The organism is Psychrobacillus sp. BL-248-WT-3, from assembly GCF_012843435.1.
Classification (GTDB): domain Bacteria; phylum Bacillota; class Bacilli; order Bacillales_A; family Planococcaceae; genus Psychrobacillus.
The window spans coordinates 79,352-101,335 of record NZ_JABAFC010000010.1 but is presented as its reverse complement, the minus strand read 5'-3'; the positions used below and the strand labels follow the sequence as shown (position 1 = coordinate 101,335).

The window sequence follows — 21,984 nt, the reverse complement described above, 5'->3', positions numbered from 1 at the left end:
AGTGTTCATTTGGAAAGTATCACTTAAGTAATTTCCAATTCATTTCTTTTTTTCGCTTGACATATTACCACTGGGCTATTAATAACTCTTTTATATTTGAGTATATCATGGGAGTAAGAAGTATCTTACTCACTTTTTATACGAGATACTGTAAACCAACTCCTTTACATGTCATAAAACTCAGCGAACGTTGATAAGTTTGCTTTAAACATTTTGACACGTACAACTTTCTAGCTGAATACACGAGTAAAGAGGCCGGACATTTTCTGTGGCTACTCTATTGATGAATTGTGCAGAAATTGTGTCTGACACAGGGACAGACACAACTAAGAGTAGCCGAACGCTTCCCACGGCCCCTCCATTCGATGAATTGTGTGGAAATTGTGTGTGACAAAGGGACAGACACAGAGAAAGGGTATAAACCTAAGTCAAAAACTCTCTACCGGTCATATATTTTCGCGAACGGTCAGAAATCCCTGAGAACGATGCTAAAGTTTATCCGGCCAACTGTCTAGGTTTACCTCTAAAAAAGAAGCAGCCAGGGTTCCCCTTGACTACTTCTTTTAATAAATTGTGTGTGACACAGGGATAGACATACTCCATAATCATTCTTATATTTCATCAGTAGATATCAACTCGTCTGCAAGCCATTGACCGTCTACTTTCTTTACTATAGAAACCGTCTTAAACTTTTTTATCGTTTCCTTGTCAGGGTAGAATGTTCGATATTCCGCAGTGTAGGCAACTTGCCATACATCCGTTTCTTTTTCTTCTACTTTATCTACACTAAAAGATAATAATATTTGGGTTATTCCCTTCTCTTTCATATTAGCTATATAGTCAGTTGTTTCCTTTAGTGAGGGCCCGTCTTTTGTCATTAAGTATTCTACAAAGGACATGGAATTATTGTTAATCGCATCCACACTTGCATAAAGAAATCTTCCCATAAAATATTCTATTTCTTCCTTGATGATATCTACTTTTGCTGTTTTAATAGTTTCTTGGTCTGGTTCATATAAGGTATTTGATCCCTTTAAGACATGAGTAGCATTTTGTACAGTATTCCATTTGTCTTCACTCTGAACGAGCCATTTTTTCTCTTGCTCATCATACGTTAATTCAAATAAGAACGGATATGATTTACTTACAAATTCAGGTGTGTCCTCTAAGTAATAATCTGCTTCTTTATATAGAAGCTCTGCATTAACCTTAATGCCGGGTATATGCTCTAACAAACCTAAAATATTTGCATCCATACTCATTTCCTCAAACTGCCCAGAGTAAAGGAGATTATTATAGGAATTACCATTCAATATATGGTTTTGAATGATCTCTACATTATCTTCTGTAATAGTCGTAAATACATCAGTCGAATTAGCAGCTTTGGCTTGGGCTAATTCTTCTCCAAACTGCAACAATAGATTAGCTACCTCTGTTTCTTGATTTTTTGTTAAAAAACTTGCTGTTAAAAATTGATAGTCACTATTAATTCCTATATTTTCTGATTCTACTTTCCCCCACGGATATTCAACAACCAATTTTGCTTTTTGTGTACCATCTAGCATAATGGGGCCAATTGGATCTGTAGCACCATTACTATTTATTAATATTTCAGTTTCATTAATTAATACACTTGCTTTTTTCATTGCAGTTGAATAGTTCTCTAATTCAAATACTACTTCTGAAAAAGGCAGTTCCAACTGAATCCAGGATGGCTCGCCCTCCACATTCCATAAATAAATCTCAGAAGTTGTTACCCCTGAACCAAAATCATTTTCAAATTTAGTTTCTAAATCATATATTCCCGGGGATAGAGGCCCCATCAATACAAAGTCTTCTCCCCTATCTTCTTCTTTTACTTTTTCTTTATTAAACCGAAACGATAAAGGTTCTACAGTTCCCTCTACATAAGCAAATTGGTCAACCATTTCTACTTGATGCTTTTGAAAGACGCCTAAGAACTTTCCATTTGGCTGGATAGAATAATAATCCTCGATAGACCTTTTTCCTTCTTTCACTAGCAGCTTCACAAGAGCTTCCGCTTCCATAGCGATAATTGGTGAACCATCTTGATGGACAACTAATTTCGTTAAACTCTCCGTATTTTTCTCAGAAATAGCTTCGGCAAATCTTTTTCCAGTAGACTCCTGTGAAAAATAAGAATTAGCCCACATAGAAAAACCTATAATTATAGAAATTATACCTACCGTTATACCAAAATACATTTTCTCTTTTTTCTTATACTTTTTCACTCTTTTAGGCTGGATGACTTGGTTCCCACAGTTCACACATATATTATTACCCGTTATCAATTGGTGACCACACTCTTTACAAAAAGTCTCCATTAGACAATCACCTCTCTCACAAACTTCTTAATTGTTCTATCATTGGAGCTATAGTAGAGTCTGCAATAATTTTAATGTAAATCCAATAAACAAATGAAAATAAGAGAATATACACTAAGTAACCATGGAATTTATCGAGCTTCTGGGACTTTAACTCAAGTAATTTATTGATTATATAGGTAGGGATAATAGCTAGCATGATTAAAAAAGAAAGAATGACAATCACACTTCCTATAACATAAATATTTAGTAGAAATAAGATAAGACCAATTAATCCTACTAAGCTGCTTAAAAGCATATACGCCCCATAATAGCTTAATAATTCCTGCCAAGTTTTTGATGGGCCAAAAAACTTGGTTACAGTAAATAAAGCTAGAAAAACTAATCCCATAGATACTATAGCAAATAGAAACGCTGAACCAAATATACTAAAAAATGGAGGACTCTCTATCTCTCCAATAAAAAATTCCCCTAGCCCTCCAAGCCCATCCAACGCAGCTTGGACAAAACTAGATATAGAAACGTAAATGGTAATCCCGAAAATAATAGCGAAAATCAAAATTGATATAAGTGCATTGATAAATTCTGAAGTACCGGTCACAAATGATTCAGAAGGTCTTTTTATGTACCTTACAAAATAGTTCCAAAACATTTTAGAATGCTCTTTCACCTTCTCAACACGTTCATTCGAGGATGCATTAGTAGTATGCGGAACATTTAGATTTCCAGCAACATTCGAAGTAGATAACTCTGCACTCGATTCAGCATTTCCATTTATACTTACTACAACCTCTCCCCCACATTTCCCACAAAACTTACCTGTATCTTGCTCGTTCCCACATGAAATACATTTTTTCATCCTTGTCCTCCTTCATAATTTCAGGTCATAAAGAAAAGATATTATTTGTAGTCATCCAATAGAACGAATTCTATTAATTTAATATGTGTCATATTATTCACTAGTAAGAATACGTTTTTATATATAAATTCTTAGTAAAGATTTATAAAAAGCTAGTTATAATTAATTATTTTCTCTTGGATGCCGTTCTCTTTCTTTTATAAATTACATTATGAATAGAACGTACAACAGCTTGTACGTTCTATGATTCTTTTACATACATCTCTAAATTAAATTAATACCCTCTTCCTCCACATGCTCCACACGGAACCTTAGTTCCTCCAAGAGGATTTGCAATCCATTCTTCTCCGGTACCACCGCAAGCTTTGCAATCTTCCACCATTTGATCACCTCCTTAAAATTCCAAGTTGATGTAAGTTATGAATAGGATTACTAGTCTTTTTTTTCTATCCAATACAAATTCTTAATTGTTAGTATCTTCAATCGATGCTGTAAAAAGTGTTCGCTATAACATATGCTTATATTCCTATGAAAAATAACCTATTTAAATGTATTTTTATAAGTTTACTTTAGCGTATAGAATGGATTATTCTAAAATAAATTTCCTTTATTAGGGTTATACCTTTAACAATAGAGATATCTTTTTAGTGAAGGGTCATGACTCTTTTGGACTTACGTTGATCTAAGCAGCTCAACTGAGATCTATAGAATAGTACGTCTACCCTACTTGCTTTGATTTGATATGTATTATAAAAACTTAGTTACTAGTCAAAGAAGATGACGAAGGGGATAAAAAGTATGAAAGAAAGAATGGAGAAATGTCTAACTCAATATTTTACCTATTACAAATCCTAACGGTACAAAATTTGAACTATGCTTATACCCAGAAAATAAGTCAACTGTGCAACAATACAAAGTTGTTAAGGAAACGATTCGTAGCTCTACTGGCGTTTAATCCAAAAATAAACTTTCTTCTATCTAAGATTACGTAAATATATATGCCATACCCCCTGGTAGACTTAATAGCACCTATTGTCCTGGACACTTTTATAACATAAATTGGGTCTGATATAGGGATGCACACAAATTTCCTCCAGCTATCGTCTAGGAGTAATAAAAAAGTAGCCAGGTTTCCCTATGACTACTTCTTTGGATGAATTGTGTGGAACATAGGGAAATAAACAGAGAACTAGGTCAAAAATTCTCTACGGGTCATATATTTTCGCGAACGGTCATAAATCCCTCCGAACGGGTTATATATTCTCGCGCCCCGTCATAAATCCCTGCGAACGAGGATAAAGCTCCCCCAGCCCTCTCTCTAGGTTTACCTCTAAAAAAGAAGCAGCCAGGGTTTCCCTTGACTACTTCCTTTGATAAATTGTATCTGACACAGGGACAGATACAAAACGACTCTGCCGCTCGAATCTAGTCACAGTTAATTGTGCGGAAATTGTGTGTGACACAGGGACAGACACAATTACTCCAACCCATTAACAATATTATCCCTAATCACTAAACTACCTTCATTTTCACCAGTTATTTTTAGCGCATTATTACTACCTGTAGTAATAATGTTAGAGCTAAAGATCGCATTTGTTAAAGAAGGTACGTTAATATCAATCACATAATCTGTTGCCTTAGTTGTATTGAAGATATTATTGCTCATACTTAGATTGGATACGTTAAATTCTTCCTTCACTCCGTCTTTTTTCTTTATATTAATGAGATTCTCGGATAAATTATACGCAGAATTATTGTTAAACATAAAGTACCTGAAGGAGGAGTTAAATCCAGTTTTTCCTCCTTCTACTTCAAGGACCCTCCCGCCCGAATCTTTATTTATTTTTCCCGAAAAAGTGTTTCCCGTTATATTAATACCTTCCCCGCCTGTAAAAATAGAGATAAACACTTCTGTGATAATCTTAAAGGTATTTCCGTTTACGATTAAATCATTACTATTTTCTAAGACAATCGCCTTCGATGATCCTGAAAATTCATTTCCTACTAATTCAACCATACCTATATAAGGTACATCGTCTGTTCCTATCTTCGAAGGATCAAAGGTTTCAGCATAAAAGTTCAATAAACCTTCTTTAGCATGAAAGTGATCCTCAATCGTATTTCCTACAATCTGAGCTTGGGAAAATTGCGAGTTTACCTCGCTTGCAATGACTTTAACCGCATTAAGTGTATTGTCATTTTCCGAGTGTCCTACCTCAATATCATTACTATTTAGTTGCGTGTTATGTACATCACCATTTTCAAATAAAATGGCAATCTTCGCGTAGGAAATATGATTATTGGAGATGATGCTCTGATGTGTGTTTGTGTTATTATAGTGAATCGCGTAATCAGCCATATCCCATATTTGATTTTCTGTAATAATAACATTCCTATTTTTATTGATAAGCTCTATCCCTTTTTTAAGGCTATAAAAGTGGGAATTTGATATATTTACTCCAAAGGAGCCATCTAAAACTAACGCTGTTCCTTGGTGATTGTTAGAGTATACGTGAAGTCCTTCAATTACTGCTGAAAATTCATCTTCTAATCCCACATTGGATGGTGGTTCAGCGCCATCCTCTATTTTATTCCCCGTTAAATGAAAGGCAGGAATATCTCCTCTAACAAGAATCTTGGCATTGTTCCCTTGTATTCCTTTGATCGTGCTTAAATCGAGAAAAATCGTTTTGCTAATCAAATAAGTTTTGCCAGATTCTAAGCTTATAATCCCTCTTTCCTTAGAGGCCTTCCGAAAAGCGAGAGTATCATCTGTTTTTCCATCCCCGATAGCTCCAAACTTATGTATTTCTATGTAATCCGATTGATCTAATGATTTCGTAGTAGCTAGACTATAACCTATGATGAGCCCAACAATCATCATTAATATTAGTGTAAAAATAAGTTCTTTCCATTTAAAATTCTTCATAATTCAACTCCGACTTAAATAATTTAAATTTTCTAATTTATTGAAAATAATAACAACTAAAGTAATACAACTTTCATCTCGACTTGTTACATTGTATCAAACCCTAACTCTTATAGATAGAATAGAAAAAAAGAACTAATGATTACTTTTCATTTCTCTAGCAATAGCAACATCAATAAAAAGTAATCTAACTTGCATGATAACTACTCCAATTGCTAAAACTACCAATTTAATTATTTAAACAAAACATGACCAACTTAATCCTTTAGAATAGCATTCACTAACTGCAACAAAAGTAACCTACCTTTGACTATCTTTCTGAAATATAGATGTAGTTTTTTAGTAAGGCATCAACTTCTTGTTTAAATGAATTGTTTGTAAATTGTTTGTGACACAGGGACAGACACAACTCTCCCATAGCCGGAAAACAAGAAAAAGTAGCCCGGTTCCTCCCTTGGCTACTTCTTTAAAATGTATAGTTCGAGAATTGTGTCTGACACAGGGACAGACACAACTTTCCCATATCAAAAAAGGAGTAGCCCGACGATTTCACGTCTGCTACTCCTTTTCCATTTTAATTAACTTGCAATTTTATCCTCGAATATTGGTGTAGGTACTTCAGGAAGTAGGAATAATTCGCTATTAACCGATTCACTACCCAATTTCCCTTGTTCAGAAACTACTACGCTAATGATAATTGTGTGCTTACCATACTTAACAGTGACCATTGTTTCTCCAATGCTCTTTGCTCTTACTAGTCCACTAGTGACAGAGGCAATTTTATTATTATCTGTTTTGTATGAAGCAGCTATTGTTACATCTCTTTCAGATGTTTGCCCATCTGCAGATGTCGTAACTTCTGTAATAGTTAGTTGTAATTCCTTACCTGGTTTTAGATCCACTTGCGTTTTATCTGCTTTAATAGTTACTTCTGGTTCTGAAACAGATACATTTACTGTTTGCTCATTTTTACCATAGACAACAGTAATAGTTGTTTCTCCTGTTGCTTTTGCTAATACTAAACCATTAGTTACAGATGCTACTTTAGGAGCTGCTACTTTATATTTTGCAGATGTTGTAACGTCTTTTTCTGTTGTTTCTCCATCTGCCGTTGTCGTTATTTCTTTAACAGTCAGCTGAGCTTCTTTTCCTTTTTCTAAATTCAATTGGTTATTATCAACACTTAATGTGACTTTTGGTTCAATGACCGACACATTTACTGTCAAATCATTTTTGCCATATTTAATGTTAATTGTTGTATTTCCTGCCGCTTTTCCTCTTACTAAACCATTAGTTACAGAAGCTACTTTAGTATCTGCTACTTTATATTTTGCAGATGCGGAAACATTTTTTTCTGTTGTTTTTCCATCTGCTGTTGTTGTAATTTCCTTCACTTTTAATTGCACTTCTTTTCCTGACCCTAGACTAACTTCTGTTTTATCAACAGTTAATGTTACTTCTGGCTCGGTAACTGATACATTTACAGTTAATTCATTTTTACCGTATTTTACTGTAATGGTTGTAGTGCCCGCACCTTTAGCCTTGATTAAGCCACCGCTTACCGTTGCCACTTTGTTATTGGCAGTTTTATACGTTGCAAAGCTTGTTACATCAACCTCTTTTGTTTTTCCATCTGCTGAAGTTGTTACTTGTTTGATCTTCAGTTGAGATTCCTTGCCTGGTTCCAGATTAACCTCTGATTTGTTTGTAGTCAGAGTGATGATTGGTTCTGTAACTGTGACATTTACCTTTAATTCATTTTTACCATACTTAACTGTGATTGTTGTTTCTCCTGCACTTTTCGCTATTACTAAGCCATTGCTAACAGAAGCTACATTACCGTTTGCTACTTGATACGTTGCAGATTTTGTTACATCCTTCTGCTTTGTTTTTCCGTCAGCACCTGTTGTAACTTCTTTAATAACCAGTTGTGATTCTTTGCCTGGCTCTAGATCGATTTGTGTTTTGTTTGTTGTCAATGTCACTCCTGGCTCTGTAACTGTAACATTCACATTTAACTCATTTTTACCATATTTAACTGCAATTGTTGTACTACCTGCATTTTTAGCAATTACTAATCCTTCTTTTGCAGAAACGACTTTATTGTCCGCAACTTTATATGTTGCAGCCTTCGTTACGTCGACTGTTTTTGTTTTTCCGTCTGCTCCAGTTGTTACTTCTTTAATCGTTAGGCGAGCTTCTTTTCCTGGATCCAAATTAAGCTCAGTTTTGTTCGCAGTCAATGTTACGACTGGTTCTATCACGTTCACATTAATAGTCAGCTCGTTTTTACCATATTTAACGGTAATTGTTGTACTACCTGCATTTTTAGCTGTGATTAAACCATTCTTCACAGAAACAACTTTAGTATCTGCTACTTTGTATGTTGCAGCTTTCGTTACATCTTGTTGTTTTGTTTTACCATCTGCAGTTGTTGTTACCTCTTTAATATTCAGTTGGAATTCTTTTTTAGGATCCAAATCAACTTGCGTTTTGTTTGCAACTAGCTTCACGCCAGGGACAATAACATCAGCATCTTTCACGGTTACATTGACAGTCACTGTATTTGCACCATGAGTAATAGTGATTGTTGTAGATCCTTTAGCAACAGCTGTTACTAATCCTTTAGAAACTTTTACTACACCTTCGTCCGCTACTGTGTAAGTAGCTTCTGCAGTTACATCTTTATCAGTCGCTGTTCCTTCTGCTGGAGTAGATGTTTCTATAACCGAAAGTTGAGCTGTTTTACCAGTTTCTAAATCAAGTTTAGATGGATTAACAGCTAGTGTTACTACTGGTTCTGGTTCTGGATCAGGATTGTTATTTTCATAGATTAATGCTTCTCCTACATTACCTGCAGCATCTTGGACAACTACTTTGATAGAGTTAGTTCCTGTTGCCACTGGGAATGTGAATGACCCGTCCTGTGCTAAATTGAATTTTACAGGCGCAGCAGGTACTCCGTTTACAGTTGCAACATAGGAAGCATTTAATTTTGCATTCAAATCATATTCTAATCCGTATAAATATAATTCTTCGTTATACGTAATATACTTGTCTGTTACTTTCCCGGTTGCCACTCCGTCCTTCACAGAGCCTGCGATTTCTGGTTTAGTTGTCTTTACTACGATTGGACCTGCATAATCACCAATGACTGCTCCTGTTGTTGTTAGACCACTAAAGTCAATTGTGTACAGACCGTCTGGAATGGTTGTTGCAGGTGCAGAACTCCAAGGTTTGTACTCGCCATTAATCGGTAGCGTCCATTTACCTGCTGCAAGTGAAGTACCAGCATGTAAATAACCGATATAACCATCTCCATATTCTCCACTTTCAGGATTCATCATATCCCAAAGCTCAATATAGTTTGTTGTCACAGGACCAGTTAATGTGAATGAAAGGTTAGCTGTGTCCTTCACACCATCTCCATTAAAGGAAAGATCTGTTTCTGTAATAGACATATCTTTAATTTCTGTAGAAGGTGCTACAACAGTAGAAAAGTCTGCAGCAAATGGTAATGAAACCTCTGAACCTCCACCGTTAATACGGATATAACCTAGAATTTCAGATCCCTTCGGTGGTGCTGTTGCTTTAGAAGCTGTCAACGTGACGTTTAACAACTGCTCTCCTGCCAATGTAAATGTCGGTTTATCAACCGTCACTTTAGCATCCGCAAATGTTTTTGTAACATCTACGGTTACATTATAGTTTCCACCTGTATTCTTTAAATCTTTTACTAGAATTTGTTTTGTAACAGAAATGTTATTATCCTTCAAAGATTGCGGACCAAATGTGACCGTCCCTTTCAAGTTTTCAACAACTGCTCCACTTCCATCTAATACAGCTGTGTCAATTGCATAAGCAAGTACATTTGGATGAGCAGCGGCATACGCATCTACACGGCCAGCGCCTTGCGCAAACACATCAAATTTAGTCTTGTCTAGAATTTTAGCTGTATTGGAAAGAGCAACCTTTACATCGAAAGCATTCCATGTCGGATTTGCTTGTTTAACAAGAGCTGCAATCCCTGCGATATGAGGAGTTGCCATAGACGTTCCTGTTTTACGATCATAAGCTTCACCATACACAGCTTCCGGGAAGTCTGTTTTGTACATAGGTATTGTAGACATAATGTTTGTACCAGGTGCACTCACATCAGGTTTAATATCAAAGTTAGGAGTAGATGGCCCACGTGAGCTTGAGCTGTTCACATCATCCCCAGTAGTTTGTGTAGAACCAAAGTTCCCGAATGAAACCTTCCCTGATCCGTTTACTAATGCTGCACGAATTGCGTCCCCGTCTGTTTGAGACATATCAAACGTTGGGATAAAGTCAAAAGAGTCTCCTAAGAATGTTCCAGAGGCATTTGGTGCACCGGTACCTCCCGCAAAGTTATGAATAATTGCTCCCATAGCCCCGTTTTGCTTTGCATTTGCAATTTTATCGACAAATGCAATTCCGCCACGAGAAACTAGAACAACCTTTCCTTGAACATCTAGTCCGTTGTAATCTTTTACTTCTCCATTTCCAGGAACAGCAACTAAATCAAATTCACCTTGAAGCTGAGTGGAAACGTCTGTACCAAAAGTTGTCCCCATTAGTTGCAGTTGCTTTGTTAAATTATACTCACCAACCGTAACTTTCACTTGTCCGTTATGCATTTTTTCCGGATTAGTCGTGTTTCCAACAGCAATTCCTAATCTTGCAGTAGCAGGAGTTCCCATCGTCCCACGGTTAGGACCTGAGTTTCCTGTAGCAATTACAGAAATAGTCCCTGCCATCATTGCATTATTAATTGCAAAAGATCCACTATCTGTTTCAGTGTTAGCTCCCCCACCAAGAGAAAGGTTAATAACATCCATTTTTTCTACTACCGCAGTATCAATAGCTTTAATGATACCTGAAGTAGATCCACTTCCGTAAGCACCTAATACACGGTAAGCATATAAATCTACCTTTGGAGCAATTCCCTTGATTCCGAACTCATTAGCCCCGATCGCTGCGATTGTACCAGCAACATGTGTACCATGAGATGTATAGAATGAGCTCCCATTCGCATTAAATTCAGGAGTTCCAGCAGGACGTTCGGAAGGTAAAGTTTCCGATGCATCATCGTCTGCACGAGGTCTTGTATACGTAGATGAATTAGGTATGAAATTCTTTCCGCCCTTGTAGATGTTAGCAAACTCTGGATGGTCTGCATCAATACCCGTATCTAGTACTGCAACCTTAATGCCTTGCCCTTCTATTCCTTCATTCCAAAGTCTTTCAATGCCAAGAAATGAAATGCTTGTATTCATCTTTGCATCTATTTTTCCCTCTTTTTTAATAGAAGAGGAATTAACAGTTTTTGTTTTTTGAGGTGCTTCCGATGCATAAACGATTGCATCAGGCTCTACTAGCGTTACACCCTTAACTTCTAATAGTTTTGGTAGGTCTTCCGCTTTAACAACCGCCGCAAAACCATTTAAAACAGTGTCAAATGTATATCCTTGTTTCATTGATATCTTTTTAAGGTTAATCTCTTTCTTTACAGCTGTTTGTTGAGCTCGTACATTACTTCTTATCTTACTTTCTTGAGCAGCAGTGAACGATTTTCCTTTTAACTCATTAATTCCTTTTTCAAGCGCAACAGGTTTCTCTGAAAGATGAATAATTACAGCAACTTCCTGATTGCCTGAAATATTTTGTAAATCTTTGTGAAGCTTCGGTCCATTAAGCGACAAACTTACTTGTTCTGCTATTGCCGCCTTTAGCTCCATAGTACTTTCACTTGGAATGTTTGGCTTGAACGGCTTTTTCTCCCCATTTGCGGATGCAGTCATCATTGGACTGAACATCGTCAAGACCATAGCTAGTACTAAAAACACTTTAAAAAACTTATAAACTAGTTTTTTCCCCACTAAATTCCCCCCTATTAGTACAAATGTTTTTTACTTTTAAAGCGCAATTTTAAATTCATCTTTAAGCTACTGTCTTTTAATGAGGATCGCACACTTCCTATTAGATAGATGAGGTATCAAATTGTACTTAATACTTACCAATCTATGTGCTTTCAAGTATGAAAGAATAGCTATCTACCGCTGGAATAAATATTTATGAGAGAATTGTTTGTTACGGGGTCAAGAAAAACCTTTTTACATTATTGACAGTAATAATTAGCAAAGCTTTACAGAGGTTGCTTCAAATCCGTATTGAAGATGCGGTAATCGTTTTGTAGAGTATTTTTAAGAACCATTAGCCAGCTTAATTAATACCACTAGCAACTGTTTCCGACCCTGATGGCTATTGCGCTACTAATGGTGCATATCGTTAGCACTACAATTAGACCCAGCATATAGCACATCTATTTTTTCACCTCCTATCCGCTCTGTTACTAAACCTCTGCAATATCTTCTAAATCAGCATTTGTGCAACGTGTAATTCTATTGCTACATTATTTGCTTCGTATACCACAATCTTCATATAGCAGCTTTGGATTTAAACCTCCACTGATTAGAAGACTTTAATCGCATACATTCTGTGTCAATAGTAAATCTTTTTTTCCTAATTCTCCCTATTAAAATATACAAATATTTCAAGGAAAAATAAATTGTATTATTCCGACAATTAATTACATTTGAATTCTTATTCTTGTAAATTATTCTTTATTCCATCTTTATCGACAGCATTCTCTGTCATATTATGTGAAAAAAGGGAGGAAAGTTTTTCATTCTACTATTAATTTATGGACCCTATTATAAAATTTTGAATGCGAATAATAGTCACTATCTTTATCCGGAAAGATTTTCAACACAGTTTTTTAAATATGTGTAACACAGAAGTAGAAACGAAGAAAAAAGCAGCCTGATGTGGCTGCTTACTGGAATGAATTATAAGGGAATTACGTGGGACACAGGGACAGCTCAAACAAAACTCTCCTCAAACTCATCATCATATTTATGACAACTAACATACCTACCTTCCGCAACATTAATCTCTCGAGGAACGACCATTTCGCATATGCTTTGTTTAAAGGGACATCTAGTGTGAAAAGTACAGCCGCTCGGCGGGTTGGAGGGGCTTGGTACGTCACCTGTTAAGATAATCCTTTCTTTCTTTACATCTGGATCTAATGAAGGAACTGCCGACATGAGCGCTTGCGTATAAGGGTGTAGTGGATTTTGAAATAACCCTTTTTTATTGGATAATTCTACTATTCTCCCTAAATACATCACACCTATTCTATCGCTGACATGCTTTACGACACTAAGATCATGCGCGATGAATATGTAAGTAAGACCAAGAGACTCTTTTAAATCTTGAAATAGATTTAGTATCTGCGCCTGGACTGAGACATCTAAAGCAGAAACAGGTTCATCTGCGATTATTAGAGAGGGATTCACAGCAATAGCCCTAGCAATTCCAATTCGCTGTCTTTGTCCGCCGCTAAATTCATGTGGATAGCGGTCGATGTAACTTGGACTAAGACCTACATTCACTAATAACTCTTGGACTTTTTTTGCTCTTTCCCTAGAGCCTTGTCCAATTTGGTGGGTTTGTATTGCTTCACCTAATATTGCACCTACTGTCATTTTGGGATTAAGAGAAGCAAAAGGATCTTGAAAAACTATTTGCATCTCGCCTCTCATTTTTCTTAGGTCTCTTTCGTTTAAGGAGGTTATCTCCTCCCCTTTGAACGTAATTCTTCCTTCTGTTGGTTCAATCAGACGAAGAATACTTCGACCCATTGTTGATTTGCCACAGCCACTCTCTCCTACTATCCCTAATGTTTCTCCTCTATTCACATAAAAATTCAGTCCGTCTACGGCTTTGACAAACTGCTTTTTTTGTTTAAAGAAACTTTTTTTAACGGGAAAATGAGTTTTTAAGTTCTCTACAATCAACAGAGGTTTATTCAAGATTTCACCCCCTGCTCTTCGTATAACCAACACCTTACCCGCTGAGCATTCAGCTCGAATAAGGGGGGATTATGTTCTTGGCATTTGGCATGTACGTGCTGACACCTAAAGCGGAACGGACAACCTTCCTTAATTGCCCCTATATTAGGGACATTTCCTTCGATTGGAGTGAGACGATTATTACTTTCACTATGGATATTCGGAACAGAATTTAACAAACCAATTGTATAGGGATGTTTTGGGTTCTTAAAGATTGTCCTAACATCTGCTTGCTCAACAATTTGTCCATAATACATGACGATGACCCTGTCTGCCATTTCCGAGATTACCCCTAAATCATGGGTTATGAGTAAGATTGCTGTGTTATATTCCAGCTGCAATTGCTTCATCAGCTCTAAAATCTGTGCCTGAATCGTTACATCTAATGCAGTGGTAGGCTCATCTGCAATGAGTAGTTTAGGATTACATGCCATTGCCATTGCAATCATGACCCTTTGTCTCATACCACCAGAGAGCTGATGGGGATATTCTTCTATGATGCTTTCTGCTCGAGGAATCCCTACCTTTTTTAGAATTTCAATTGTTTTTTCCTTGCTGTTTGATTTCGTAGCAAACCCATGTAGAAAAAGAACCTCGCTAATCTGCTTTCCTATTTTATGGACTGGATTCAAAGATGTCATAGGCTCCTGAAAAATCATCGAGATTTTATTGCCCCGGATATTGTGCATGTCTTTTTCCGAAAATGTGTTTAAATTCTCTCCTTCAAAGACGATTTCACCTTGAATAGAGCTCGTATTTTCTTCAATTAACTGCATCAATGATAAGGCAGTTACACTTTTCCCACAGCCTGATTCTCCAACTAAGCCTAGCGTTTCCCCCTGTTGAATATAAAACGATAAATCTTTGACTGCTGGTATGACTTCCGATTTATGATTTGTAAAAGATATATTTAAATGATCAATCGTTAATAAGTCCTCTAAAGGTTGGATAGTCAATCGATCTACCTCCCGCCTAAGAAATATTCATATGCTAATTTAGAAATTTGAGCAATTGGCTCGTCTCCCTCATATTCTAAAGAATTGCCATTTGAGAAAACACAAATGACATACTGCCCCTTATCTTCTGGTAAATAGACGATCCCTGCATCATTGTACATCGTTCCAAGGCTACCCGTTTTATTAGCTACAGGCGTATTACGAGGAAGCAGCCCTCCAATACGTTGCTGGTAATGCTGTCTAGATAGGATATCTACTATTTCACTTGAACATTTTGTTGAGACAAACTCTCCTTTAGCAAACAGTTCTAGTAAAAGGGACATATCCTTTGCAGAGCTCACATTGCTTTCTTTATTGTGCTGATAAACGACACTTTCCCAATCTACTTCCTGTTCTTTTAAGCGTCTAATAATTTCATCAAAAAGCTCTGCACTGTATGGCTGATAAGGTATTCCTACACTCAAGCTCAAAAGTTCCCAAATGGAATGCTTGATATAAATATTTTTAAGCCCTAATCTGTCCATTGCTTCTTTCACCGGCTTAACTCCACCAAGAATTTTCAATAATTTATCGGTAGCAAGGTTATCACTCACAATGATCATCATGGTCGCTAAATCCTTAATAGTCGGCTTTATCCCATACTCCATTTCCTGAAATACTCCAGAGCCAGGTACATGGTCTTCTTCGGTGAGCTGTATCCTCTGGTTAAGTTTAATCTCTCCACTATATACCTTTTCATATAAGGCTGCTAGAACTGGAAGTTTGACCACACTTGCTGTTTGAAATAACTTGTCTTCCTGTATATTAACCTCTTCGTTTGTTTGTAAATGCTTAATATATATTCCATAGTCCGCTTCCAAATCCTTAATATAGTCCTCTATTTTTTGCTGTAAAATCAACTGAGTCACTCCTTGTTTGATAATTATTTGGATTTAGGATCTAATGCATCTCTAAAACCATCGCCTAGCAGGTTAAAGCCCAGTACTACGAGCATGATTGCTAGTCCAGGAAATAATGTCATCCACCATGCTTGACTTAAAAATGATTTTCCTACATAAACTAGTGCTCCCCACTCTGGATTAGGTGGCTGAGCCCCTAGTCCTAAAAAGCTAAGCGATGCAGCAGAAAGTATGGCACTACCGAATTCTAAAGTTGCTAAGATGATGATTGGAGAGGTAACATTCGGCAGGATATGTCTAAATATTATTTTCCCGTTCCTTAGCCCTAGCGCTCGAGCAGCCTCTACATATTCCGTTTCTCTAATCATTAAAACTGCTCCTCTGACAACTCTGACAAAGGAAGGAACAGCCGATATAGCTACTGCAATCATTGCATTTGTTAAACCTACTCCTAAAACAGCAACAATCGCAATAGCCATTAGTAAGGATGGGAAAACCATTAAAATATCAATGAACTGCATGATATAAATATCTGCTTTTCGGTAATATCCGGCAACGACTCCTAATAGAACGCCAATTGTTCCTGAGATAACAACTGCGAACAAGCCCATCAATAAGGAAACTCTACCTCCGTAAAGAATACGAGTCCAAATGTCTCTTCCAAATTCATCTGTACCCAACCAGTGATCTATACTTGGCCCTTTTAAGCTATCTTCGAAGTTCATTTCGTTTACAGGATATGTTGCAAACAATGGAGCAAAAGCTGAAGTAATGATGAAAAATAGTAATATGCAGGAGCCAATGACGGCTCCTTTGTTTCTCTTCATCTTTTGAATAAAGGTAGTTTTAGAAGACTTCCATTGAGTAGGTTCTAAAGTTAAAGTATTGGTATTATCTACAGGTTTCAGCTTTCTCTCTCCTCTCACACGACTCTTTATTCGTATTGAATACGAGGATCTAACTTCGTATATAGCAAATCAACTATAAAATTTACAAGAATGATAATAGAGCCCATAAATAGCAATAACCCTTGAACAGTTGGAATATCACGGGTAGATATCGCTGCAATGATTAGGCTGCCGAGTCCCGGGAGTGCATATACAGTTTCCGTTACTACTGCTCCCGCCATTAAATAACCGAACTGCATACCAATCAATGTGATGACCGGTATTACCGCGTTTTGTAAACAATGTTGGAAGATTAATCGGTATGCCCCGGCACCCTTCGCTCGAGCAGTTCGTATATAATCCTGTTTAATCACGTCGAGCATGCTGGAGCGAGTCATTCTCGCTATACTTCCCGCCGTCCCAAGCCCTAAAGTAATGGAAGGAAGTATGAGAGAGTAAAACCCGCTATATCCTGAAATCGGGAAAATACTTAACTGGTAAGAAAATAACAGGATTAAAAATAGTGCAATCCAAAAACCTGGTGCAGAAATACCAATTAGAGCCAAAGTCATCGCTAGTTGATCATAGATGGTATTCTTTTTTACAGCGGCTAATATACCAATACTTATCCCTAAAACCGAACCAAACAAGATACTATAGAATGCTAATTGTGCAGTTACCGGTATCCGATTCATAATCTCTTCCACTACGGTATAACCAGTTATAAAAGAGGTTCCTAAATCTCCTTGAAATGCACTCGCCATGTAGGATAAATATTGAACAGTTATTGGCCGATCTAATCCAAGTCTAGATTCTAATTCCTGAATAGATTCCTCTGTTGCATAGTCACCGAGTATATGATTGACTGGATTACCAGGGATTAAGTGAATAATCATAAATACTAAAATGGAGACCCCAATAATGGTAATAAACATTGTAGTGATTCTTTTTAGCAGATAGGATGACAAGTTGACGCCTCCTTTTGTACAAAGTATGTTACTTCTATTTCTTAACTTTTACTTCTTTCCATTCGATACTTCCTTCAATTGGATGGACTACAAAACTTTCAAAATTACGAACTGCCGTAATATTTTCTTTTACATATAGCGGCACAAATGGTGATTCCTCCACGAGCATTCTCATTGCGTCTTCATAGAGCTTTAATCTAGCGTCTTGATCCATTTCAATCGCAGCCTGATCCAAAATGCTGTAAATTTCTTCGTTTTCATAATGAAGCCGCTTGGATTTTTCTTTCCCAAACAATAAGAAGTTCAATACGTCAGCATCTGGCCATCCGAAGCTCCAAAGCAACATTTGGTGTGCCCCTTTAGGAGTTTGTTCAATTATAGTTGCAGATTCTTTTACTGAGATGTTTATTTTAATACCGATATCCATTAATTGATTTTGGATAACCTGAGCTGCTCGTTGGTTGGCCGGGTCATCGTCTACCCATAAATCCACAGCAAAAGGCTTGCCATCCTTCATCGCTACTCCATCTTTATTCGTTTCCTTCCAGCCTGCATCCGCTAAAAGCTTCTTTGCCTGCTCAATGTCTCTTGTATATTTTTCTTTGGCCATTGTTTCGATTTCCTCGCTATAGCCAAACGCAGCTTTTGGTAATGGTCCAAATACCGATTTTGCCTCTCCATTTAATGTATTATCTATAATAGACTCTCGATCTATTGCCATTGCAATAGCTTGTCTAACATTTTTATCTTGGAAAATAGGAAGCTTATTGTTCCAGCCTAAATAACTTAGGACGTCCCCAGGTACACGTTCAATCGTCACTTCGGAATCCTTCTCTAAGTCCTCAATATATTGGTAAGGTACATTTAATAAAACATCTAGATTCCCTTTCTTAAACTCTAAAATTCTAGTTTCTTCATCTGGTATAAATCTAAATTTCACACTATCAAACCCTGGACCGCCTTCGTTCCAATCAAAGTCTTTATAAGGCTCATAAATTAGAGAGTCACCACGGTTAATCTTCGTCAGCTTCAGAGGGCCAGAACCACTAGGATTCTTCTCAAACCCTTCTCCTTTTTCATCCAAAACAGAACTATCTAACGGGGACAAAAAGTAAGTAGTTGCATTGATAAAAAATGGTGCAAACTGATCCTTCCATTTAATCTTAAATGAGAATTCACTGACCACATCAATGCTCTCTATATCTCCAGCATTCGTACTGAAAGGAGAGGATGCAACCAATCTTTCGAAGGAAAGCTTAACCGCCTCCGCGTTAACCGGCTTCCCAGAATGGAATTTCTCTCCCTCTTTCAAATTAAAAATAACCTCTTTACCGTCCCCTATAATTTCGTAATCAGTTATTAAATTTGGTACGATATTCCCCTCATTATCCAGTTTCAGTAACGTATCATATAATGCAGTATTCGCTTCACCAGTCGACGATGTTCGATGAATATCAACAGAATCAGGCTCCGATACTAAACCTACTACGACCTCTCCAGCTTCCTCCTTAGAATCCGATTGCTTCCACCAGTTACATCCGGATAGTAAGAGTGCTAGCACAATAAACATACCGACGAAACCTAAACGTTTTCCTCTCATATCTTTCCCCCCATTTTCCTATGGCAACTTGTCCATACCGGAAATTTGTATTACCAACAATATATTCATTGAGGTGGGTAGATATGCTTTAGGTTAGAAACTATTGAATGTTAAACATGAAAAAATCCCCCAAAGAATATCTCTTTGGAGGATTTAGATCAGTTTAATATTTAGTTATTAGTAATTTAGGGATTATATTTATATTATTATAGGCATTATTTATTCCTTCAACAGCTATTACTTCTAAAGGCCCTGATAAACCTGGTGTTTTACCTACTGCAATAACTTCTCCAGATAGTTTATCGTCCTCATTAGGTCCAAACTTCACTTTAAATCCATTAGTAGTTTTAGAGAAAAGGTTACTATTTTTATTGTTAGTGTATTGAACGGTTGTACCATCTTCATCCTTTAAGGTAATATATGCAGAATTAGAAATTATGGCATTGTCTCTAAATACTATTGTATTGGCACGAGAAATTGGTGCAATTGTGAATTCTAGTTCTTCATTAGTAATATCTTCATCAGGAGTTTTCCCATCGCCTACAGATTGGATATTAAAAGGTCCTTCAATTACTCTAAAACTAGTACCACTATTATAAGCTGGAGTTAATTTCCCAGCAGGTTGTTGAACTATATAAAAATCATTTATAGCATTTTGTTCAATACTCGTTTTATATTTCCAGGTTCCATTAGAGCCTATTCTCACTTTACCAAGGAGAGCTCCTGTATTCTTAAAGAAGAATACTTCATAATTAGGTTGGCCTGTCCCTGAGAATTCGAGCTGGTTTCCTAACATACGGTAACCATAGGCGTTTTTATAACCAAATTGTGAATCTAACAGTAATGGCACTGAGTAGTGGTTAACTGAGATATTGAAAGAAGATGATGAATTTGTTTGATAATTTCCGTTTACAATATCTTCAATATTCAATGCAGCTTTAAAAGTATCTAAAGATACCGCTACATCTTCATTTTTATAAGTATCTGAGTAACCCTTTAAAATATATTTGAAGCCGTCTGAAGTGACAAAATAATTATTCGTATTGTCTATATAGCGTACTGCTTTATTTGATATAGTACCTGTTTTTGCAGGCGCATAGAAGTTTAAAGTAGGTGATGTTTGTGTGTCAGCCACTCTATTATTTTCTAATCTATTAAAGGTGATTACTTTGTCTAATGCTGGAGTATTTACATTGCTCGCCGTAAATGTAATGTTAATAGTACCATTTTTGTCAGGCAATACATTCACACTTTTGGATCCAGTAATGTTATTTTCTATTCCGTTAATGCTAAGTACTTTTAATCCAGCAGGAATATCAATTTTTACTGAGCTATACCCATAACCAGAAAAAGTGCCTGTTAATGCGAGTACTTCCGAAGTGTCTCTATGTTGAACTGTGGAATTACCCATTTGAATAGGAATGATAGTTCCTGGTGCAATGAAGCTAGCCGTACTTCCTTTATACTTTACTGAATACTTCACACTTGGAGTTTGAGCAGATGTGGTTAAGGTTACCGTTAATCCATCTCTACTTAAAGTTGCATTCGTGATTAACAAAGAATTATCGACAGTAAATTCTGAAATTTGAACTGATGATATAGCTCTATTCAACTTTAAATTAAGTGTTGTATTATCTATTCTGGAAATGGAGCTAATTTCGATAGGCAAAGCATTTGTCACTGAGGTTAAGCTACTTTGCAGTCTACTTTCCCATTTTAGAGCATTAGCATCTAATATCGCTTGAGCTTCATATATCTTTCTAGCAGCCTCTGCTTGTCTAGATAATCTAATATCTTCAGCGGCTCCTTTAGTTTTCATATGAACCGTAACATCATTTTTCAATTCATTAATCAGCTTCTCAGCTGGACCCTTAACTACGTTTCGAATTCTATCTCGAGTAGATTGTCCATACACTCTATCTAATAAAATGGTTTGCTTCCGAAACTCTGCAGTCATTTCATGATATGTTTTTTCCACTAAATCAAGATTATTTGCTGAAACAGCTGCAGAAAGTGCAATTGTTTTATCGTTAATTTTGGTACTAGCAGTAATGGCATCTAAGTACCCTTGTGCTCTTTTTAATTGTGTTTTTGCTTCTGTCAATCTAAGATCATACTTCAACTGTTCGGAAAAGCTTAGCTTTTTTATTTCTTTCTCTGCATTTGCGATAGCAGCTTTCGCTTCATTAAATTGACTCCATGGCTGAGTTACCCCATCAGCCGATCCTTCTATTGAGATTGCCCATTTTAAAACAGTACTTGAATTTTGGACATTCGTCATTAGTTGGTCAATGTTACTAGCTGCGTCTGCTTGGTGTGGTGCGATTGATACAATTGCTGATGCTGCTACTGCGGTAGCTACAGCAATTTTTTTAGTTTTGTTGTTCATGACATTTCTCCCCTTTATTTTTAATTACCATTAGACTTAATAATTCATTCTTTTCTAAAAATTACTAATAACTATATTATAACTTTTTATTTTAAATTTTCATTAACTTTCGAATACTTTTCCGTATTGTATTACACTTACACAGGGACGACTTCAACATTAGCGAGAAGCATATCCCAAAGTGGAATTATTATATTTACTTGTTCTTAATT

At 36.6% G+C, this 21,984-nt stretch carries 11 protein-coding genes; all 11 read right to left on the bottom strand.

The features are described from left to right. Positions 1-611 precede the first annotated feature (611 nt). The 11 genes from HF876_RS07875 to HF876_RS07825 all read right to left on the bottom strand — a co-directional run bounded on the left by HF876_RS07875 (position 612) and on the right by HF876_RS07825 (position 21,772). Entirely contained in the window at positions 612-2,345 is a 1,734-nt protein-coding gene (locus tag HF876_RS07875) for a TcaA NTF2-like domain-containing protein (RefSeq protein WP_169359515.1), read from the bottom strand. 16 nt (positions 2,346-2,361) lie between these two features. Then, complete coding sequence (locus tag HF876_RS07870) at positions 2,362-3,204, bottom strand: DUF6574 domain-containing protein (protein WP_169359514.1); 843 nt, start codon at positions 3,202-3,204, stop codon at positions 2,362-2,364. 1,477 nt (positions 3,205-4,681) lie between these two features. Then, positions 4,682-6,133: a right-handed parallel beta-helix repeat-containing protein gene (locus HF876_RS07865; RefSeq protein WP_169359513.1), complete on the bottom strand. Its 1,452-nt coding sequence runs from the start codon at positions 6,131-6,133 to the stop codon at positions 4,682-4,684. A gap of 578 nt (positions 6,134-6,711) precedes the next feature. Continuing rightward, the gene (locus tag HF876_RS07860) at positions 6,712-12,036 is read right to left on the bottom strand and encodes a S8 family serine peptidase (protein WP_346764048.1); all 5,325 of its coding nucleotides are present in this window, start codon (positions 12,034-12,036) and stop codon (positions 6,712-6,714) included. 1,002 nt (positions 12,037-13,038) lie between these two features. Then, complete coding sequence (locus tag HF876_RS07855; protein WP_169359512.1) at positions 13,039-14,034, bottom strand: ABC transporter ATP-binding protein; 996 nt, start codon at positions 14,032-14,034, stop codon at positions 13,039-13,041. Further along, the gene (locus tag HF876_RS07850) at positions 14,031-15,023 is read right to left on the bottom strand and encodes an ABC transporter ATP-binding protein (RefSeq protein ID WP_346764049.1); all 993 of its coding nucleotides are present in this window, start codon (positions 15,021-15,023) and stop codon (positions 14,031-14,033) included. The genes HF876_RS07855 and HF876_RS07850 overlap by 4 nt, the downstream gene beginning before the upstream one ends. Positions 15,024-15,034: 11 nt before the next feature. Further along, positions 15,035-15,928 (bottom strand): serine hydrolase, encoded by an 894-nt coding sequence (locus HF876_RS07845; protein WP_169359510.1) that lies wholly within the window; start codon positions 15,926-15,928, stop codon positions 15,035-15,037. 23 nt (positions 15,929-15,951) lie between these two features. Further along, entirely contained in the window at positions 15,952-16,755 is an 804-nt protein-coding gene (locus tag HF876_RS07840; protein WP_169359519.1) for an ABC transporter permease, read from the bottom strand. Positions 16,756-16,862: 107 nt separating this feature from the next. Next, positions 16,863-17,783, bottom strand: coding sequence for an ABC transporter permease (locus tag HF876_RS07835; protein WP_169359509.1), 921 nt, complete (start codon positions 17,781-17,783; stop codon positions 16,863-16,865). A 34-nt stretch (positions 17,784-17,817) separates the two neighbouring features. After that, on the bottom strand, positions 17,818-19,383 hold the full coding sequence (locus HF876_RS07830; protein ID WP_169359508.1) for an ABC transporter substrate-binding protein: 1,566 nt from the start codon (positions 19,381-19,383) through the stop codon (positions 17,818-17,820). A 163-nt stretch (positions 19,384-19,546) separates the two neighbouring features. Beyond that, on the bottom strand, positions 19,547-21,772 hold the full coding sequence (locus tag HF876_RS07825) for a hypothetical protein (RefSeq protein WP_169359507.1): 2,226 nt from the start codon (positions 21,770-21,772) through the stop codon (positions 19,547-19,549). Between the last annotated feature and the right edge of the window lie 212 nt (positions 21,773-21,984).